The following is an 18275-nucleotide window of genomic DNA, read 5'->3' as shown; positions in this document are numbered from 1 at the left end:
GATGAAAAAAATATTAATTATTCTTTTAGGAATTATTTCTCATAATTTGTTTTCTCAAAATTATTCTCAATACGTAAATCCCTTTATTGGAACAGGTGGTCACGGACACACATTTCCGGGTGCCATTGTTCCATTCGGAATGGTACAGCTTTCACCCGATACAAGAGTGGACGGAAGCTGGGACGGTTGCAGTGGATACCACTATTCAGACTCTGTAATTTATGGTTTTTCTCACACGCATCTTAACGGAACCGGTGTTTCTGATTACGGAGACATCATGTTGATGCCTACAATGGGAAATCCAAGTTTGGATAACAAGGAATATTCTTCAAAATTTTCGCATAAAAACGAAAAAGCTTCGGCAGGATTTTATTCCGTTAAATTAGATAAAAATAATATTGATGTTCGACTGACAACGACAAAAAGAGTCGGTTATCACGAATATACTTTCAACAGCGCAGGAAATGCAAACATTATTTTAGACTTAAATCATAGAGACAAGTTGCTTGAAGGCGAGGTTAAAATAATTGATGACAAAACAATTGAAGTTTTCCGCAGAAGTGAAGCATGGGCAACCAACCAATACATTTACGCCAGAATTGAGTTTTCAAAACCAATGAAAATTTCAAAGAAATTAGTGAATGGAAAAGACGAAAATAATCTTTTCACAGGAACAAAACTGGCTTTGGCATTTTCCACCAACGTTAAAAAAGGAGAAAAAATAAGCGTAAAAGTGGCGATTTCTCCAACAGGTTATGAAGGTGCAGGAAAAAATATGTTAGCTGAAGGTAAGTCTAATGATTTTGAAACCATCAAAAAACAAGCTGTTGCCGATTGGGACAAAGAATTATCTAAAATTGAAGTTAAATCTTCTGATAAAGATAAATTAGCGATTTTCTACACGGCAATGTACCATGTTTTCACGCAACCGAACATTAATATGGATGTTGACGGAAAATACAGAGGTCGCGACAACAAATTCTACACAGCGAAAGACTTCAATTATTACTCGGTTTTCTCGCTTTGGGATACTTTCAGGGGAGCGCATCCTTTGATGTCTTTAATTGACAAAAAAAGAACTGCAGATTTCATCAATACTTTCATCAAACAATACGAACAGGGTGGGAAACTGCCCGTTTGGGAACTCGCTTCCAATGAAACGGAATGTATGATCGGTTACCACTCGGTTTCTGTAATTGCAGACGCAATGGCAAAAGGAATTACAGGTTTTGATTATGAAAAAGCATTTGAAGCTTCTAAACATTCTGCAATGTTGGATATTTTCGGTTTAAATGCTTACAAACAAAACAATTATATTGCTATTGATGATGAGCATGAAAGTGTTTCTAAAACAGTAGAATATGCTTACGACGACTGGTGTATTGCTCAAATGGCTAAAATTTTAGGTAAAAAAGAAGATTATCAATATTTCATGAAACGTTCTCAAAACTGGAAAAATTTGTACAATCCAAAGAACGGATTCATGCAGCCTAGAAAAAACGGAAACTGGAACGAGCCTTTTGAACCAAGAGAAGTGAATAACAACTATACAGAAGGAAATTCTTGGCATTACTCTTATTCTGTTCAGCAAGATATTCCCGGATTGATCGCCGCTCATGGCGGAAAAGAAAAATTTGAACAATTTATTGATGCTATTTTCTCTGCTCCGGATACAACCACTGGTAGAGAACAGGTGGATATCACAGGGTTGATGGGACAATATGCCCAAGGAAATGAGCCGAGCCACCATATTGCTTATTTATACAATTATGTTGGTAAGCCGGAAAAAACGGATGCAAAAATCAAATATATCCTTGATAATTTTTATAAAAATACACCGGATGGCTTAATCGGAAATGAGGATTGCGGACAAATGAGTGTATGGTATATTTTGAGTACCATGGGAATTTATTCTGTAACACCGGGATTACCTGAATGGCAGACTACCACTCCTTATTTTGATGAGGTTAAAATTCATCTGGAAGACGGAACAACAAGAACAATTACAAAAAACACAGGAAGAGACGAACTTAAAAAACTTGGTTTTGAGAACGCAAAATCATTCAAAGATTATAAATATGATGAGCTGACAGCTTCGCCGGTAATTAAAGCTGACAGAATTTTCGATTTTTCCACGAAAGTTGAAATCACTGCTTTAAACCCGAATGATAAATTGTATTTCATGACAATGGATGAAGGTGACGCAAATGTGAGAAAGACTTTTAAAGCTTATAAAGAACCTTTTACCATCAGTAAAACCACCCAGGTTTCTGCTTATGCCGAAAGAAATGGTGAGAAAAGTTCAATTGTAACAGCTAATTTCAACAGAAGGCCAAATAATTGGGACATCACTGTAAATTCTAAACCAACTCCACAATATACAGCGAGCGGAAAATTATCATTAATTGATGGGATCAACGGCGATGTAAACTGGAGAAAAGGCGAATGGCTGGGGTATCAAGGTCAGACTTTTGAAGCGATTATTGATATGAAATCTCCTCAACAGATCACAAAATTGTCTTCAACTTATCTTCAGGACAGCCGAGCATGGATCTTGATGCCTAAAAAAGTAGAATATTATGCTTCTATGAACGGAAAAGATTTTATTCTTCTAAAAACGGTTGATAACACGGTTGATCCGAAAGATGAAACCATTCAGACTAAAGATTTTGAGACAGATATTCTTCCGACCGAAGCTCGCTATGTAAAAGTAAAAGCTTATTTCTTCGGAAAACTTCCGGAGTGGCATCAGGGTGCTGGCGGTGATGCTTACATCTTTATTGATGAGATTTCTGTGAAATAATTATTAAATTTTAATCTAAATAATAAACCTCTTTCAGCTTGAAAGAGGTTTTTATTTTTTATAGTTAAGGCTAGTGATCCTTCGACTCCGCTCAGGATGACACTGGTAAATCATTCTGCATATTTTACATTAGAATTAAAACATTTAGTATTAGCGATGTCATCCCGAGCGGAGTCGAAGGATCTTTAATCGTAATAAAAGAGATTCTTCATTTCGCTGCGCTGCATTCAGGATGACAAACTTTACGCTAAAATTTAATTCATCCTCTCAGACCAATTTAATTCTTCAGGAAGTTCTTTATCAGAAAATTCGATATGAATAACTCTTCTTTTCTTACCGTTTGTTGTACGGTTTGAACCATGGAGGATTAAAGGTTTCATGATCATAATTCCACCTTTCTCTACACTGCAGATCTCTTCTGTTTCTACGTCCCAGTTTATGGTTTCCGGTCTGTAAATTCCTTTTGCGTGGGATTTTGGAACAACTTTTAAAGCTCCATTATTTTCATCTGTATCATCTAAATGGATTCTGATCGTGTAAATATTTTCAAGAATATCTAACGGTGGCTGAACTGCAAACTGATTCTGTTTGGTCGTCCAGGGTTCGAAATTTTCCAAATCAACTTTTTTATCCACAGAAATTGTTAAATCCTGATGATAGGCAACATACCAGTTTGATTTTTCAGGCTTATCGAAATAAATACTTTTCACAGTAAAATATTTTTCTCCGAAGATTTGATTGATGATCGTTTTAATATTTTCATTAAAAATCAGCTCTTTAACCTCAGGAATTTCTTTCAAAAATTGTCTTATTGCAAAAAGATCTTCCGATTTTCTGAAGGTTTCTTTTGAGGTATCTATATTTTCGAGAACGTAAATTATCTTATCCATGTCTTCGTTTGAAAAAATATTTTCGATTACCGTGAAACCATTTTCTGTAATTAAATTTTTATGATTTTGTAAATTCATCTAATAATTTGATTTTTTATTGAATCTATTTTAAACACAAAGATCGCAAAGATTTTCTTTAAAAATCAATTTTGGTGTCATTGCGAGGAGCGAAGCGACGAAGCAATCTTTTTTATTACCAAATTTTTATGAGATTGCTTCACCCTCGGTTCGCAATGACAAACTTTGAAAGAAGGACAACTACTTAGCCCCGATTGTAGCATTTGTTTGAGCTCATTTTTTTGATTTCGGTTTCGGCGAGCCAAAGGCTCGCCGAAACCGAAATCAAAAAAATAGCGAGTGCGGAAAGCGGGAAATTGCTCCTTAAAAATAAATGGTCAATAATGAAAAATAAAAATTCACTATTGACCATTCACTCAGCATAAGCTAAATTGACGTTTTACATATCACCGCCGTGATTTTCCAGCTGACCTTCCCATTTTGATACCGCAGAAGTAGCTAACGCATTTCCTAAAACGTTGGTCATACTTCTTCCCATATCGCAGAAATGGTCGATTGGTAAGATTAACGCAATACCTTCCGGCGGAATTCCAAACATGGAACAAGTAGCCACAATAATCACCAAAGAAGCTCTCGGAACTCCTGCAATACCTTTTGAAGTAAGCATTAATACTAAAAGCATGGTAATTTGTTGTCCGATTGTCATCTCAATTCCGTAGATCTGAGCAATGAAAATTGATGCAAATGTCATGTACATCATACTTCCGTCCAGATTGAAAGAATATCCTAAAGGTAAAATGAAAGATACGACTCTATTGTTACACCCAAATCTTTCCAATTCTTCAACCAATTTCGGGAAAACAGCCTCCGAACTTGTTGTTGAAAAGGCAATCAATAAAGGCGCCTTGATTCTTTTTAATAATTCGAAAAGACGGTTTCCTAGAATTAAATATCCGACCAGTAATAAAACCAGCCAAAGAATTGCTAATGCAAAGAAAAAGTCTCTTAAATAAATGGCATACACTTTAAAAATTTCGAAACCATTGGTTGCGACGACAGCCGCTATCGCTCCTAAAACTCCAAACGGGGCAAACCACATGATGTAGCCTACCATTTTCAGGATTCCGTGAGCAACGATGTCGAATAATTTAATAACGGGCTGAGAATATTCTTCACCCATATTTGCCAATGCAACCCCGAACATGATCGAGAATACGACAATCTGTAATACTTCATTCGTTGCAAAAGCTTCAAATATACTTTTAGGAATTACGTGTTTTACAAAATCTTCCATTGAAAAACCTTTACTGCTTTTCAATAATTCTTCGGCAGATGCCGCATCCTGAATGGGAAGTTTGGTCACATGCCCCGGTTCAAGCCAGTTGACCAATATCAAACCAATAAAAAGAGAGATCAGGGATGCCGAAATAAACCATAACATTGCTTTTGTTCCTACCCTTCCGATCATTTTGATGTCGCTCATTTTAGCAATGCCGACCACCAAAGTTGTAAAAACCAACGGAGCAATGATCATCTGTACCAATCTGATGAAAACTGTCCCAAGAAGTTTTATGTTTTTAGAAAAAGGTTCTGCGCTTTCCGGATACTGCAAATGCACAAATCCACCAATACCCACACCAATAATAAGCGCAACGATAATTGCTATAAAAAGTTTATTTTGTCCTTTCATAAAATAGTTCAAGTTTCGCAAATATAATAGTTTTTAAGTTGGCATAGGATTTTTATTAAAGCTGTAATAATTTTATGTTAAATTAATAATACATGAAAATTAATAACCTGATTTATAAAATATTGTAAAAAAAGCAAGAAATATTTATTTAATTTTTATCCGTTTGGTATAAATTTTATTATTACATTTGATTGTATTAACAACATTAATAAATATACAACTATGAAAAAAACTATCGCAATGGCTGCGTTGGCTATGGCAGTATCTTTCGGGGCTATTTCTTGTAAAAAGAAAGTTTCTGATGCAGACCTTCAGACTCAAGCAACAACAATTGTAACATCTAATCCTAACGCTTCTGTTGAAGTAAAAGACGGTGTTGCTCACTTAAGCGGAACTTTCGCAGATCAGGCTTCTAAAGACGCAATGATCGCTCAGTTAAAAGCTGTAAAAGGTGTAAAAGAAGTAATGGATATGTCTACTATTGCAGCTGCAATGCCGGCTACTCCTGCAGTTGAAACTACTTCAGCGGTAGATCCTGCTGTTCAAAAGAAAGTTCAGGACGCTGTTAAAGATTTCCCTTCTGTAAAAGTTGAAGTTGTAAACGGTGAATTAACTCTTACAGGAAATGTTTCTTCTCTACAGGCTAGAAAAATCAAAGAATCTGTAGATGCTTTGAAAGTTGGAAAATATAACAATAATTTAGTAGTAAAATAATTAGAAATGAGCACATTACAAGATAAATATTCAAGCGTAGTTTCTGCAGCTCAGTCAGCAGGAATTTCAGGTCTTCAGGTTCAGGAGCAGGATGGTATTCTTTATGTTTCAGGAAGCGCTACAAGCACAGCTGCAAAAGATGCTGTTTGGAATGCTTTAGGAGCAATTGATTCTACTTATTCTGCATCAGATATCAACATCGATGTACAGGTTTCAGGTCTTGCTGCAGGTGCGGCTCTTACTGTGGCAACAGAAGATTCTAACCTAAACATCAGACAAGAGCCTTCTACGGAAGCTGCTGTTGTTGGTAAAGCGGCAAAAGGTTCTAACGTAACGTTGATCGAGCAGACTTCTGATGATTGGTGGAAAGTGAAAAATGCTGATGGACAGGAAGGTTATGCTTATTCAAGATATTTGAAAGCTTAATCAAAGCCAAATAAAATAATAGAATCCCTGAAAGAAATTTCGGGGATTTTTTATGTAGAAGAGGTAATACATCTGTTAATGAACATTTATTTTTAAATTAGCAACAAATTAAATTCATGAAGATCCCTATTTCAATTTTATTTATTTTCTTTTTCATTTTTGGAAATTCACAAAATACACAGCCGGCTGATCCGTTTGTTAAGGATAATTTCATAAAAAAGGAAATGTACATTCCGATGCGTGACGGCACGAAGCTTTTTACAGCAGTTTACATTCCGAAAGATATTTCAAATAAGAATAAATATCCTTTTCTAATGCAGAGAACCTGCTACAGCATTGCTCCTTACGGTGAAAATGAATATAAAACCAAGATTGGCCCGAATCAATATTTAATGAATGACAAATACATTTTTGTGTATCAGGACGTTCGTGGAAGATATATGAGCGAAGGGACTTTCACCAATATGACTCCTCAGGTAGATCATAAAACAAAAAAAGATGTCGATGAAAGTACTGATACTTATGACACTATCGATTGGTTAATAAAAAATATTAAAGACAACAACGGAAAAGTCGGACAATTTGGAACTTCTTATCCCGGATTTTACACTGCTGTTGGAATTTTAGCTGAACATCCGGCATTGGTAGCATCTTCTCCACAAGCTCCGATTTCAGATTTCTGGAATGATGATTTTCTTCATAACGGAAGATTTATGTTAGGATATTTCAGGACGTTCCCTGTCTTTGGAGTTCAGAAAACTAAGGCAGAAAACAAAGCTTGGTATTCAGATTCAATGATCAAATCAACTTCTGAAGATGGTTTGAAATTTTACAGAGAAATGGGAACATTGAAAGACGGTTATGAGAAATATTACAAAGACAATTTCTTCATGACCGAAATAATGAATCATCCCAACTATGATGAATTCTGGCAAAAAAGAAGTCTTCTTCCTCATCTTAAAAATGTAAATCATGCTGTGATGACCGTTGGAGGCTGGTTTGATGCTGAAGATCTTTCAGGGCCTTTAAATATTTACAAAACCATTGAAAAATCAAGTCCGAAAGCAAAAAACACCATCGTAATGGGACCTTTCTCTCATGGTGGATGGGGACGTGAAGAAGGAAAACACTTCCACAACCAAATTTATTTTGGAGACAGCATTGCTACCTATTATCAAAAAAATATTGAAACGAAATTTTTCAACCATTATTTAAAAGGAAATACAAAACAGGATGCAGGACTTCCTGAAGCTTTGATGTACGATACAGGAGCAAAACAATGGAAAGAATTTACAACATATCCTCCTAAAGAAGGGCAAAAAGTGAATTTCTATTTATCAAAAGGAACATTGAAAAACGTAGCAGGGCAAGGTTCATCAGAATATTACAGTGACCCGAATAATCCGGTCTTAAGTTCAGATAATCTGAAAGATTTTAATGGTTTTACACCTAGAAATTACATGTCTGAAGATCAAAGATTCGCAGAAGGAAGACCTGATGTTTTGACTTTCACAACAGATGTTTTAACGGATGACATGACTTTCGCCGGAGAAATTATGGCTAAATTAAATATCGCCTCCACTTCTACAGATGCAGATTTTGCAGTGAAATTAATTGATATTTACCCTGAAGATTTCAAACCTGCAGAAAAGAAAGATGGCGTTATTTACGGAAATTATCATCAAATGGTAAGAAGTGAAATTATGCCTGCAAGATTCAGAAATTCTAGAGAAAAAGCTGAAGCTTTGGTTCCAAATCAGAAAACGGCTGTGAATTTCAGATTACAAGATGTTGTTCATACTTTTAAGAAAGGACACAAAATACAGATACAAATCAGTTCAACTTGGTTCCCATTATTCGCGATTAATCCACAGAAATTCATGGATAATTCTAATTTTGCAACGAAAGAAGATTATACAAAAGCGTTTATCAAGGTTTTTGATGATAGCGCGATTGAAGTTGAAGTATTGAAATAAAATTTAAAAGGCTGTTCAGGATTTGAATAGCCTTTTTTTCTTTAAACGCAAAGTTTTTAAAATTTAAAATTTATTATTTAAAGGTGCAAAGAATTGTGACAAGTCACTAATTAAGCTTTCTAATAAAGCATATGCTTCTTCAAATCAACAAAGTTGATTACTTCTTTGCTCACTAAAGTTTACAGAATAATAAATAAATCTTTGCGTTAAAAATTAATCTTCAATACTTCTAAACGTCAAATTCACTCTTGGAGTCTTCACTTTTGTCTTCGGTGGAAGTCGGTGAAGCCAATTGTCCTGAGTTTCTCCTTTCATTATTAATAAACTTCCGTTTTCAAGAAATATCTCTACTTTTTCTTTAGTGGTCTTATGTTTAAACAAAAACTTCCTTTCCGCTCCGAAAGTTAGAGATGCAATAGCTCCATGTTTTTTCAAATCCTTTTCTCCATCGCTGTGATAGGCCATTCCTTCACTTCCGTCGTGATATAAATTCAACAAACAAGAGTTATAGGTTTCTCCCGAGATTTCTTCACATTTTTTCTTTAATTCCAATAACTCCGGAGTCCAGGGTTTTGCTAATTTTGTTCGTTTTGAATAGGTATATTCAAATGGTTTTTCTCCAAACCAGCCTACTTTTCTTTTGGTTAAAATCAATTTTCCAAAAATCACGGCTTCATCATTTTCCCAAGGAATTTGACTGAACAAATAATCATAATAAAAATCGGATTTCTCCTTAGAAAAAACTTTTCCATAATAGTGAACAGTTCCATCGTTGGGGAGGATATTTAATGGATAATCTGATATATCTTCGAATAAACTCATCATTTTTAATAATTTTAAAGCTGAATATTTTTAAGTACCAATAACACAAATGTATTCACAAATAAACACAAACATTTACATCAATAGGAACGGACTTTAGTCCGTTTTCAAATACACAAAACATGAATTGGCTTTAGCCAAAACCTAAAATAAGATACAAAAAATCTGTAAAATCTGTGTGAGAAAAAATTTAAAGTAAAATAGAGTTTTCAGTATAAACTCTTGAGCTTTCCCAACCAATAATCATTTGCTTTCTTCCACTTCCCCACATATAGCCACCAATATTTCCCGAAGATTGAATTACACGATGACAAGGAATTAAAAATGCAACAGGATTACTGCCAATTGCTGTTCCGACCGCTCGTGATGCATTTGGATTTCCAATTTTTTCGGCTAAATTTCCGTATGTCGACAATTTTCCCATCGGAATAGTGAGCAGACTTTCCCAGACTTTTAATTGAAAATCTGTTCCTTTTAAATGTAGCTTGATTGTATTGAGTTTCGTCCAGTCTTGATTAAAAATAGACAATGCATTTTTCTGAAAGCCGTCCTGTTTTTCAAAAAAAGAAGCATTAGGAAATTTATGAATCAAATTCCCTAATGCTGTTTCTTTATCGTTTTCAAAAGCCATGTAACAGATTCCTTTTTCTGTGGAAGCTGTAATTATTTCTCCAAAAGGACTTTCGGAAAAACTATAATTGATCGTAAGGCTTTTTCCGCCGTTTTTATATTCTGCCGGAGACATTCCCTCAATGTTCACAAACAAATCGTGTAATCTGCTCGTGCTTGAGAGTCCTGTCTCGTACGCTGTATCAAACAAACTCGCTTTTTCTTTCTTCAATAAATTTTTAGCATGTTCAAGACTGATGAACTGTAAAAATTTCTTCGGACTTGTTCCTGCCCAATCCGTAAATATTTTCTGGAAATGAGCCGGACTAAGGTTAATCTTCTCTGCCACTTCATCCAAATTCGGCTGAAGTTTAAAGTTGCTTTGGATATACGCTATCGCTTTGGCAATTCTTTCGTAATCTATTTGATTTTGTGTGGACATATCATTTTATTTTACCTCACAAATTTCCAAAGAATTCTCTGCAGAAAAAATCCGATTCTTGCGAAGTTTTAGTCTTGGTTGATGTGATAATAAGCAAGCATTTTGTAATATAACTTAGCCGCCAGGAATGCACTTGGTTTTGCATAAGGAGAATCCATTAATTCTACAATATCGAATGCTACAACGTTACATTTTTCAAAAACTTTTCTTAATAATTCTAATGTTGGATACCATTGTAAACCGCCTGGCTCAGGAGTTCCTGTTGACGGAGCGATTGAAGGATCAAAAGCATCCAAATCAATTGTGATATAAACGTTTCCGGAAACTTTTTCTAATACGTCATTTACCCAATTTTCATTGTTAGCAATTTCGTGAGCGAAGAACACTCTTCCTTCAGGTAAATATTCAGCTTCTTCGATATCCATGGAACGGATTCCCACTTGCACCAAATTATGTTTCTGATTAGCTTCAAAAACCGCACAGGCATGATTAGAAGTAGAACCGTGGAATTCTGGACGCAGATCGGTATGAGCATCTAACTGAAGTACAGTCAGGTTTTCATATTTTTCACCAACCGCACGGATCGAACCAATAGAAACAGAATGTTCTCCACCAAAAAGAGTAAATAATTTTCCATCATTCTGTAAAAGCTCTTTTGTTTTTTGATAAACCGCTTCTGTCATTGCTTCAGGTGAAGATTTTTCTGTAATTTCTCCAGCCAAATAAACACCTTCCAAATAAGGTTCAGTTCCTGTTTCAATGTCGTAAAGCTCCATATTCTCAGAAGCATCAAGGAACAATTCCGGGCCTTTATCTGCTCCTTTCCCCCAAGTTGAGGTTCCGTCATAAGGAACCGTTACCAATACTACTTTTGAAGCCTCCAATGAAGCATTTTCTTCAGGAATTCCTGCGTATGTTTTCATATATAATGATTAATTAAAAAATTAAATGATTGAAAAATTAAAGACTGCCGCAAAGATACAAAGAAGTTAGAAAATGGGAAGTAGGAGTTATAGCAGAAGTCATGAGTTATGATTTTTTAACTTTCATTTTAATTTTTTAATCTTTAAATCATTTAATCTTTGAATTTTAAAAGTTAATTTTGTTCAAAATTCAAAAATATGCCTTTAAAAGCTGTTCTTTTCGATATGGATGGGGTGATTGTAGATACAGAACCATTGCACAGAAAAGCTTATTTCAAAACATTTAGCGACCTTGGAATTGATGTTTCAGAAGATCTATACACTTCTTTTACCGGAGCTTCAACGAAAAGAGTTTGTGAGACATTAATCAATCAATTTAATTTAACGCAGACTTACGAAGAAATTGCAAAGACGAAAAGAGATTATTTCAAAGATTATTTTTATAATGATGAAGAATTTAATTTGATTCCGGGAGTAAAGCAATTGATCGAACATTACTATGAAAATGGAATTACCTTAATTCTGGCTTCGTCTGCAACGATGAACACTATTAACATGGTTTTTGAAAAATTCGGACTGGATAAATATTTCAGCGGAAAAATAAGCGGTGCCGATTTAAAAGAATCAAAACCTCATCCTGAAGTTTTTCTTTTAGCGGCAGAACTGGCAAATCAATCTATTGAAAACTGTATGGTCATTGAAGACTCAACGAATGGAATTTTAGCATCTTACAGGGCAAATATTTTCTGTGCAGCATACAGAAGTCCGCATTCAAAAAATCAGGATTATACCTTAGCAAATATTGTAGTTGCAGATTATATTGATTTGGAACTGGATAAAATATCAAAATATTTTTAAAGAAAATAGCCATCGATTTGATGGCTATTTTTATTTATCTTAATAAGTTTTGGCTAAAACAATTGATTATTTTTCATTTATAAACGGGTTAAAACCCGTTCCTATTGATAAGATTGCTTTACTTCGACAGGCTCAGCATAAACTTGCTTTACTCCTCGCAATGACTTTATTAGTACCCTAACAATTTCAAAATATCTTCCGGTTCCTGTTTTTCACGGAAAATCTCATATTGGAACTCGCCGTTTTCATCTTTTTGGATCAAAATATGTCTCGGCTGAGGCATCAAACAGTGGTGAACACCACCATAACCACCAATTGTTTCCTGATACGCTCCTGTATGAAAGAAACCAATGTACAAAGGCTTCGTATCACTGAAAACCGGTAAATAAATTGCGTTGGTATGTTGCTCAGAATTATAATAATCATCTGAATCACACGTTAATCCACCTAAGAAAACTCTTTCATACGTATCATCCCAACGATTTAATGGAAGCATGATAAAGTGTCTTGAGATTGCCCAAGTATCAGGAAGAGTAGTCATGAAAGATGAATCGATCATATTCCATTTTTCTCTGTCATTCTGACGTTTTTGAGAAATAATTTTATAGATATTCGCTCCACTTTCTCCAACGGTAAAACTTCCGAATTCAGTATAGATATTAGGTTCTTCTACTCCTTCCTCTTCACAGAATTTTTTGATCTGAGAAACGATTTCTTCAACCATATATTGATAATCGTAATCAAACTGCAAAGAAGTTTTGATAGGGAAACCTCCCCCGATATTCAATGAATTTACTTCCGGAGCAATTTTCTTCAAACGTGCGTAAACACGAAGACATTTATATAATTCGTTCCAATAATACGCCGTGTCTTTGATCCCTGTATTAATGAAGAAGTGAAGCATTTTCAATCTTGCATTTGGGTGTTCAGCGATTTTTTGGCTGTAATAAGGAATAATATCTTTATATCCGATTCCTAATCTTGAGGTATAAAATTCGAACTTCGGTTCTTCCTCAGAAGCAATTCTGATTCCGATATCGAAAGTTGTGTCGATGCTTTCTGTAAGCTTATCCAACTCACGGTAATTATCTAAAATCGGCGTGATATTTTCAAACCCGCTATTTATCATATCTGAAATTTTCGCCAGATAATCATCCGTTTTGAAACCGTTACAAATCACTTCGATATCTTTTGTTACTTTTCCTTCCTTGTAAAGAGATTTTACGATATCCATGTCGTATGCAGAAGAAGTTTCTATAGAAATATCGTTCTTTAGTGCTTCTTCAATGACAAACTTAAAATGGCTGGATTTTGTGCAGTAACAATATCTGTAATTTTTCTTATATTCGGTTTTCTCAAAGGCTTCTTTAAACCAGCTTTTCGCTTTCTGAATATTTTGAGAAATCTTCGGGAGGTAACTTACCTTTAAAGGCGTTCCAAACTTTTCAACAACTTCCATTAAAGGAATATCGTGAAACAACAAATTGTTCTCAGAAACATTAAATTCTTCCGTAGGAAAATATAATGTCTGATCAATAAGTTCCGAGTATTTTATTTTCATTTTTTAACAAGTGAATTAAGAATGCAAAATTGCTAAAAAAGTTTGATTTTTGGGTGTTAAAGTTATTATAAATTTCAAGCAATTTTCGGTGAAATTTTAAACCAAATTATTAATATGTAAACTTCCTGATATATTCTTTTCTCTTATCTTCAGAAATCTGCAATACATTTTGAATATAAAAATCTATTGATCCATATTTCTTATCAATTTCATCAAAAGCGGCATCAAGATAATTACTTTCAATCCAACTTAGTTTTTCTAAGACCTTTAAATCCATTTTAGGATAGATGAAATGTAAATTATCTGCTAAATGGAGTCTTTTTAGAATTAATTTTTCCCTGTAATTATTAGACAACAGATAATCATTGTAAATGGTCTCTTTGTCAAATTTTAAAATACTCAAAATTAGAGCAGTAATAATTCCTGTACGATCCTTTCCTGCGGTGCAATGATATAAAATAGGCTGATCAGATTCTAAAATTTCATTAATAATTTTTTTGATTATTTCTGGATTTTCTGTGACATATTCTCGGTAAAAATCAAGCATTCTTTTGTCTGCATCTGAAGCGTTTACTTTTCCTTTTAGGACTAATTTTTTCGCTTGTGAAAGTTGATCACCCTGATCTTCAAAAGCAGAATATTTTTTGTAAACAATATTTTCGGGAAGATTGTCCGGTTTGTCGCCAATTTCTTTTGCATTTCTTAGATCAATAATTTCCTTTATCCCTAATTTTTCCAATTCATTAAATGAGCTGTTTTTAAGTTTATAAAGATTTCCGCTTCGGTAAAATTTCCCTTCTTTTAAGATTTTTCCTTCAGAATTTTTGATATTTTTTACAGTTCGGAAATTGTTTACCTTTTTAATCTTAATTGGATTTTCTGTTTCTTTTTTACCGTATTCGGGTGTGGAAAATTGCTGTACTTTGCAGGAGAAAATACAGGATAATGAGATGAAAAGGAATGATATTTTAATTATTTTATTTCCCACGGATTTCACAGATTTACACAGATGTTTGTGTATAATTTATTTAGATTTTGGCTAAAGCCAATTGCATTTTATTTATTGTATAAACGGGCTAAAGCCCGTTCCTATTGATGATAATGATTGTGTCTATTTGTGAAAAATATTTGTGTAATTTGTTTTAAAATTTAAAAACTACAGATAATTCCTACCAATAAAAATCAACAAATCTCCTTTTTCATATTCAACAGAAACTTCATCTTCAACAGCAAAATTTCTGGTTCCGATTCTTGAAGTTATGCTTAAATCTCCGTTTGTTAAACACCAATTCAAACCTTTTGTCGTAAGATTTTCAACTGTCGGGAATGGATACAATGAAATCATTTTATCCTTTACACCTTTTACAGTAAAACTTTTCGGAACAAAATAATATTCCGAAAATTCATCATAAAACTTAATATTTAATTGATCTTTAAAACCAAAAGCAACGGTAAGATTTCCTAAAAAATGATCCTGTTCACCTCCACTTCCGCCTAAAACATCAACATTTTTAAAATCTTTTTCAACAATAATTTCCAATGCCTTATGAAAATCCGTTTTATCCTGATCCGGAGTGTAAATGAATTTTTCATCATACACATTTTCGTCAGAACCAGAATGTGAATCGAAATCACCGGAAATAAAATCTAATTTATCCAAAGGGAAATTCAGATGCTTAAGATAATGAAAGGCGCCATCTGTACAGGCAATCAAGCCATAGTTTTCTATGTTCGGAAAAGATTTTGGAGGATCTCCGTTGATGAAAAGCAATACTTTATCTTTCATTCGGGTTCCAGTATTCTTCCGTTTCGTTGTTGATTTTGGAGATATATCTTGCCAAAACAAAAAGATAATCCGACAGTCTGTTCAGATATTTAATCAATTCAGGACGCACTTCTTCCGATTCATTTAAAAAAACCAAAGAACGCTCTGCTCTTCTGCAAATTGTTCTCGCTGCGTGTAAAAATGTAGCCGATTTCCCTCCACCGGGAAGAATAAAATATTGTAGCGGTTCCAATTTATCTTCAAAAGCATCCATCCAGTTTTCTAATTCTTCAATTTCAGTGTCAGAAATAATTATCGGAAGACGCGATTTTCCGTTCGCCAGCATCAATTTATCAACCGGAGTCGCAGCTTCTGAACCTACCGTAAACAAATCAAACTGAATTTTTTTCAATTGCTTCAGTACATCTTCATCTTCGATATGACTTTTCGCAATACCAATGAATGAATTCAGCTCATCTATATTTCCATAACTGTCCACTCTTGCGCTGGCTTTTGAAACTCTCGTTCCGCCATACAAAGCAGTTTGACCTTTATCTCCTGTTTTCGTGTAAATTTTCATAGGACTAAAATACTTCATTTTGTAGAATGTAAAAAGTAAAATATCCTGAAATACATAAATTTTGAAAGTTTTCAGAAGCTGTTTGACTACGTCGAATTGCAGTTTTATTTATTTTTGAAGCAATTTCCAGCTTTCCGTTACAATCTTTTTTTTTCAAAAAAGGATTTTCTCTGCAATCTGGGCTAGGGTATTTGTCGAAGTTTAAATACTTGTCATCAAAATTCAATTCTCACTTTAAATAAAATTCTCCATTTTCGCTCAAAACAAAAAAATGACCGATTAAAAAAATCGGCCATCTTCAAATTATTTATCTACCTCTACATATGTTACATTGTCTGATCTTGTGATGTATCGGATATACATTGAACGAAAAATACTGAATGATATTTTGCAACAAAGAAAATAATTTTCAAACCCGAATTCCCTACTGACAAACTGTTGTCATAACCCGGTCATATCTTTGTATCAACAATAACAAACAAAATAAAAAATTATGACTACTACAGCAACAATCACAAAACAATTTATCTCATCAGAACAATTATTAGAGCATTGGCAAGGCCACAGAAACCTCACAAGAAGAGTAATTGAAGCTTTTCCCGAAAAAGAATTATTCGAGTTTTCAATTGGCGGAATGAGACCGTTTGCAAAATTGGCCGTTGAGCTGATCAGCATCGGAGGTCCTGCTTTAAAAGGGATCGTTAACAAACATGAAGAAGCTTTTAATGAAGAAGCATTCAACCCAAAAACAAAAGAAGAAATCCTGAAAAAATGGGACGAAGAAACCCAAGTGATCAACCAATATTTTAATGAAATTTCGGAAGAACGTTTCCAGGAAACTTTTAATTTATTCGGACAATATGAATTCCCGGTTTATCAGAATATTTTATATTTCGTTGATAATGAAGTTCATCACAGAGGTCAGGGATATACTTATTTAAGAGCTTTAGGAATTGAACCGCCTTTTTTTTGGGAGAGATTTTAGGATCATTAATGCCTTTACTGAAACTAAAATCGCTGATTCAGCACAACATAAAAAGATCAATCATTTCCAAACAAAAAAGCTTTCAGGATTTCTGAAAGCTTTTCGTTTTTTCAACCAATTTGATAAAATATTTTCTTATACTTTTTTTGAAATTTTAATGACTAATTCTTTAAGACTTTCTTTTAAAGATTCAGGCTCCAGAACTTCTGCATAATCGGCAAAAGTAATCAGCCAGCGTGGAAATCCATCTTTGATCCAATCGGTTTCGAAGATTAATTCTACTCCATTTTCTCTTTCAACCTCATCAATTAAGCCATAATATTTTTTTGAATTACTGAGATGTCCGATAATTTTTTTATCAACCAAAAGTCTGACTTTGGTTTTATTTCCGTTCGGATTTTGTCTGTAATCATTAATCTGACCATATTCCTGCAGGAAAGGATTTTGAGTTTTAATGATCTGTAAAATTCTGTCAACTCTAAATTGTCTGAAATCATTTCGCAACGTACAAAATGCCATGATATACCAATAATTAAACTCAAAAAAGACACCAACAACCTCAATCGTTCGCATAGAAACTTTGGAATCCACGGTTGCATATTCCAACGTTATCTGCTTCTTTTCTGCAATACTTTCCAGAATAATCGGAATGATATTTTGAATATTATCTTCTGTTTTTGGATGGTAATTATAAACATCAATCTGTTTTTCAATATTCTGAATTAAATTCCTGTCTGAATATTTTAATACGGAACGTACTTTTTCCATTGCCGACTGATAGTGATTTCCTAAACTTTGATGTAAAAATTTCTGCATCAGTTTTTCAGCCGTAATAAAACTCAAAACTTCTTCTTTTGTAAACATCACGGGCGGAAGTTTGTAACCGTCCATCAAAGAATACCCGCTTCCCGCTTCACCAATAATCGGAATTCCGGCATTTTCGAGTGTCTTTACATCACGGTAAATCGTTCTGACGCTGACATCAAATTTCAACGCAAGATCTTGTGCACGAACCAAAGGTTTTGACTGAAGTTGGGTGAGAATAGCTGTAACCCGATCGAGTTTTTTTAGGTAATGGTCGTTCATTGAGTTGTTGAGCGTTTTAGCGTTTTAGCGTTTTAGCGTTTTAGCGTTTTAGCGTTTTAGCGTTTTAGCGTTTTAGCGTTTTAGCGTTTTAGCGAAAATAATTCCTAATTCCTAATTCCTAATTCCT

General features: G+C 34.2%; 16 protein-coding genes. 6 read left to right on the top strand and 10 right to left on the bottom strand.

Annotated elements, in window-relative coordinates; translation table 11 throughout:
- Position 1 precedes the first annotated feature (1 nt).
- Positions 2-2803, top strand: coding sequence for a GH92 family glycosyl hydrolase (locus BT156_RS05845; protein WP_072408103.1), 2802 nt, complete (start codon positions 2-4; stop codon positions 2801-2803).
- A gap of 254 nt (positions 2804-3057) precedes the next feature.
- On the opposite strand, the gene BT156_RS05840 is transcribed toward BT156_RS05845, so the two are convergent.
- Both BT156_RS05840 and BT156_RS05835 read right to left on the bottom strand, forming a co-directional pair.
- A complete protein-coding gene (locus BT156_RS05840) occupies positions 3058-3771 on the bottom strand; it encodes a phytanoyl-CoA dioxygenase family protein (RefSeq protein WP_072408101.1) in 714 nt (237 codons plus the stop codon).
- A 379-nt stretch (positions 3772-4150) separates the two neighbouring features.
- On the bottom strand, positions 4151-5401 hold the full coding sequence (locus tag BT156_RS05835; RefSeq protein ID WP_072408099.1) for a dicarboxylate/amino acid:cation symporter: 1251 nt from the start codon (positions 5399-5401) through the stop codon (positions 4151-4153).
- Positions 5402-5623: 222 nt separating this feature from the next.
- On the opposite strand from BT156_RS05835, the gene BT156_RS05830 reads away from it, so the two are divergent.
- The 3 genes from BT156_RS05830 to BT156_RS05820 all read left to right on the top strand — a co-directional run bounded on the left by BT156_RS05830 (position 5624) and on the right by BT156_RS05820 (position 8517).
- Positions 5624-6115 (top strand): BON domain-containing protein, encoded by a 492-nt coding sequence (locus tag BT156_RS05830; protein WP_072408097.1) that lies wholly within the window; start codon positions 5624-5626, stop codon positions 6113-6115.
- 6 nt (positions 6116-6121) lie between these two features.
- Positions 6122-6541, top strand: a complete 420-nt coding sequence (locus tag BT156_RS05825) for an SH3 domain-containing protein (RefSeq protein WP_072408095.1) — start codon at positions 6122-6124, stop codon at positions 6539-6541.
- 116 nt (positions 6542-6657) lie between these two features.
- Positions 6658-8517, top strand: a complete 1860-nt coding sequence (locus BT156_RS05820; RefSeq protein ID WP_072408093.1) for a CocE/NonD family hydrolase — start codon at positions 6658-6660, stop codon at positions 8515-8517.
- A gap of 213 nt (positions 8518-8730) precedes the next feature.
- Here the strand turns inward: BT156_RS05820 and BT156_RS05815 are convergent, their stop codons facing one another.
- From BT156_RS05815 to speB, 3 genes are all read right to left on the bottom strand, one after another.
- Entirely contained in the window at positions 8731-9339 is a 609-nt protein-coding gene (locus tag BT156_RS05815) for an alpha-ketoglutarate-dependent dioxygenase AlkB family protein (protein WP_072408410.1), read from the bottom strand.
- Between the two features lie 190 nt (positions 9340-9529).
- A complete protein-coding gene (locus tag BT156_RS05810; RefSeq protein WP_072408091.1) occupies positions 9530-10390 on the bottom strand; it encodes a bifunctional helix-turn-helix domain-containing protein/methylated-DNA--[protein]-cysteine S-methyltransferase in 861 nt (286 codons plus the stop codon).
- Positions 10391-10458: 68 nt separating this feature from the next.
- Positions 10459-11313, bottom strand: coding sequence for an agmatinase (gene speB / locus BT156_RS05805; protein ID WP_072408089.1), 855 nt, complete (start codon positions 11311-11313; stop codon positions 10459-10461).
- A 198-nt stretch (positions 11314-11511) separates the two neighbouring features.
- Here speB and BT156_RS05800 point away from each other — a divergent pair, with 198 nt between their 5' ends.
- Positions 11512-12171 carry an HAD family hydrolase gene (locus BT156_RS05800; RefSeq protein WP_072408087.1) on the top strand — a complete coding sequence of 220 codons (660 nt, stop codon included), beginning with the start codon at positions 11512-11514 and terminating at the stop codon, positions 12169-12171.
- Positions 12172-12340: 169 nt separating this feature from the next.
- Here BT156_RS05800 and BT156_RS05795 read toward each other — a convergent pair whose 3' ends face one another.
- The 4 genes from BT156_RS05795 to BT156_RS05780 all read right to left on the bottom strand — a co-directional run bounded on the left by BT156_RS05795 (position 12341) and on the right by BT156_RS05780 (position 16077).
- Positions 12341-13732, bottom strand: a complete 1392-nt coding sequence (locus tag BT156_RS05795) for a type III PLP-dependent enzyme domain-containing protein (RefSeq protein ID WP_072408085.1) — start codon at positions 13730-13732, stop codon at positions 12341-12343.
- Positions 13733-13841: 109 nt separating this feature from the next.
- A complete protein-coding gene (locus tag BT156_RS05790; RefSeq protein ID WP_072408083.1) occupies positions 13842-14720 on the bottom strand; it encodes a tyrosine-protein phosphatase in 879 nt (292 codons plus the stop codon).
- A gap of 168 nt (positions 14721-14888) precedes the next feature.
- A complete protein-coding gene (locus BT156_RS05785) occupies positions 14889-15518 on the bottom strand; it encodes a thiamine diphosphokinase (protein ID WP_072408081.1) in 630 nt (209 codons plus the stop codon).
- Positions 15508-16077, bottom strand: a complete 570-nt coding sequence (locus tag BT156_RS05780) for a cob(I)yrinic acid a,c-diamide adenosyltransferase (protein ID WP_072408408.1) — start codon at positions 16075-16077, stop codon at positions 15508-15510. The genes BT156_RS05785 and BT156_RS05780 overlap by 11 nt, the downstream gene beginning before the upstream one ends.
- 493 nt (positions 16078-16570) lie before the next feature.
- Here BT156_RS05780 and BT156_RS05770 point away from each other — a divergent pair, with 493 nt between their 5' ends.
- A complete protein-coding gene (locus BT156_RS05770; protein WP_072408077.1) occupies positions 16571-17062 on the top strand; it encodes a DinB family protein in 492 nt (163 codons plus the stop codon).
- 135 nt (positions 17063-17197) lie between these two features.
- Here the strand turns inward: BT156_RS05770 and BT156_RS05765 are convergent, their stop codons facing one another.
- Complete coding sequence (locus BT156_RS05765; protein WP_072408075.1) at positions 17198-18148, bottom strand: helix-turn-helix transcriptional regulator; 951 nt, start codon at positions 18146-18148, stop codon at positions 17198-17200.
- Between the last annotated feature and the right edge of the window lie 127 nt (positions 18149-18275).

The sequence above is a fragment of the Chryseobacterium limigenitum genome (assembly GCF_900114875.1).
GTDB lineage: Bacteria > Bacteroidota > Bacteroidia > Flavobacteriales > Weeksellaceae > Chryseobacterium > Chryseobacterium limigenitum.
The sequence above is the reverse complement of the archived record's forward strand: the minus strand, read 5'-3'. Positions and strand labels throughout refer to the sequence as shown.

Bases quoted from the DNA above. Each gene is read 5' to 3' on its own strand.
- BT156_RS05840 (WP_072408101.1), bottom strand. From the start codon at position 3,771: ATGAATTTACAAAATCATAAAAATTTAATTACAGAAAATGGTTTCACG.
- BT156_RS05780 (WP_072408408.1), bottom strand. From the start codon at position 16,077: ATGAAAATTTACACGAAAACAGGAGATAAAGGTCAAACTGCTTTGTAT.
- BT156_RS05820 (WP_072408093.1), top strand. From the start codon at position 6,658: ATGAAGATCCCTATTTCAATTTTATTTATTTTCTTTTTCATTTTTGGA.
- speB (WP_072408089.1), bottom strand. From the start codon at position 11,313: ATGAAAACATACGCAGGAATTCCTGAAGAAAATGCTTCATTGGAGGCT.
- BT156_RS05795 (WP_072408085.1), bottom strand. From the start codon at position 13,732: ATGAAAATAAAATACTCGGAACTTATTGATCAGACATTATATTTTCCT.
- BT156_RS05845 (WP_072408103.1), top strand. From the start codon at position 2: ATGAAAAAAATATTAATTATTCTTTTAGGAATTATTTCTCATAATTTG.
- BT156_RS05835 (WP_072408099.1), bottom strand. From the start codon at position 5,401: ATGAAAGGACAAAATAAACTTTTTATAGCAATTATCGTTGCGCTTATT.
- BT156_RS05830 (WP_072408097.1), top strand. From the start codon at position 5,624: ATGAAAAAAACTATCGCAATGGCTGCGTTGGCTATGGCAGTATCTTTC.
- BT156_RS05800 (WP_072408087.1), top strand. From the start codon at position 11,512: ATGCCTTTAAAAGCTGTTCTTTTCGATATGGATGGGGTGATTGTAGAT.
- BT156_RS05765 (WP_072408075.1), bottom strand. From the start codon at position 18,148: ATGAACGACCATTACCTAAAAAAACTCGATCGGGTTACAGCTATTCTC.
- BT156_RS05785 (WP_072408081.1), bottom strand. From the start codon at position 15,518: ATGAAAGATAAAGTATTGCTTTTCATCAACGGAGATCCTCCAAAATCT.
- BT156_RS05770 (WP_072408077.1), top strand. From the start codon at position 16,571: ATGACTACTACAGCAACAATCACAAAACAATTTATCTCATCAGAACAA.
- BT156_RS05825 (WP_072408095.1), top strand. From the start codon at position 6,122: ATGAGCACATTACAAGATAAATATTCAAGCGTAGTTTCTGCAGCTCAG.
- BT156_RS05810 (WP_072408091.1), bottom strand. From the start codon at position 10,390: ATGTCCACACAAAATCAAATAGATTACGAAAGAATTGCCAAAGCGATA.
- BT156_RS05815 (WP_072408410.1), bottom strand. From the start codon at position 9,339: ATGAGTTTATTCGAAGATATATCAGATTATCCATTAAATATCCTCCCC.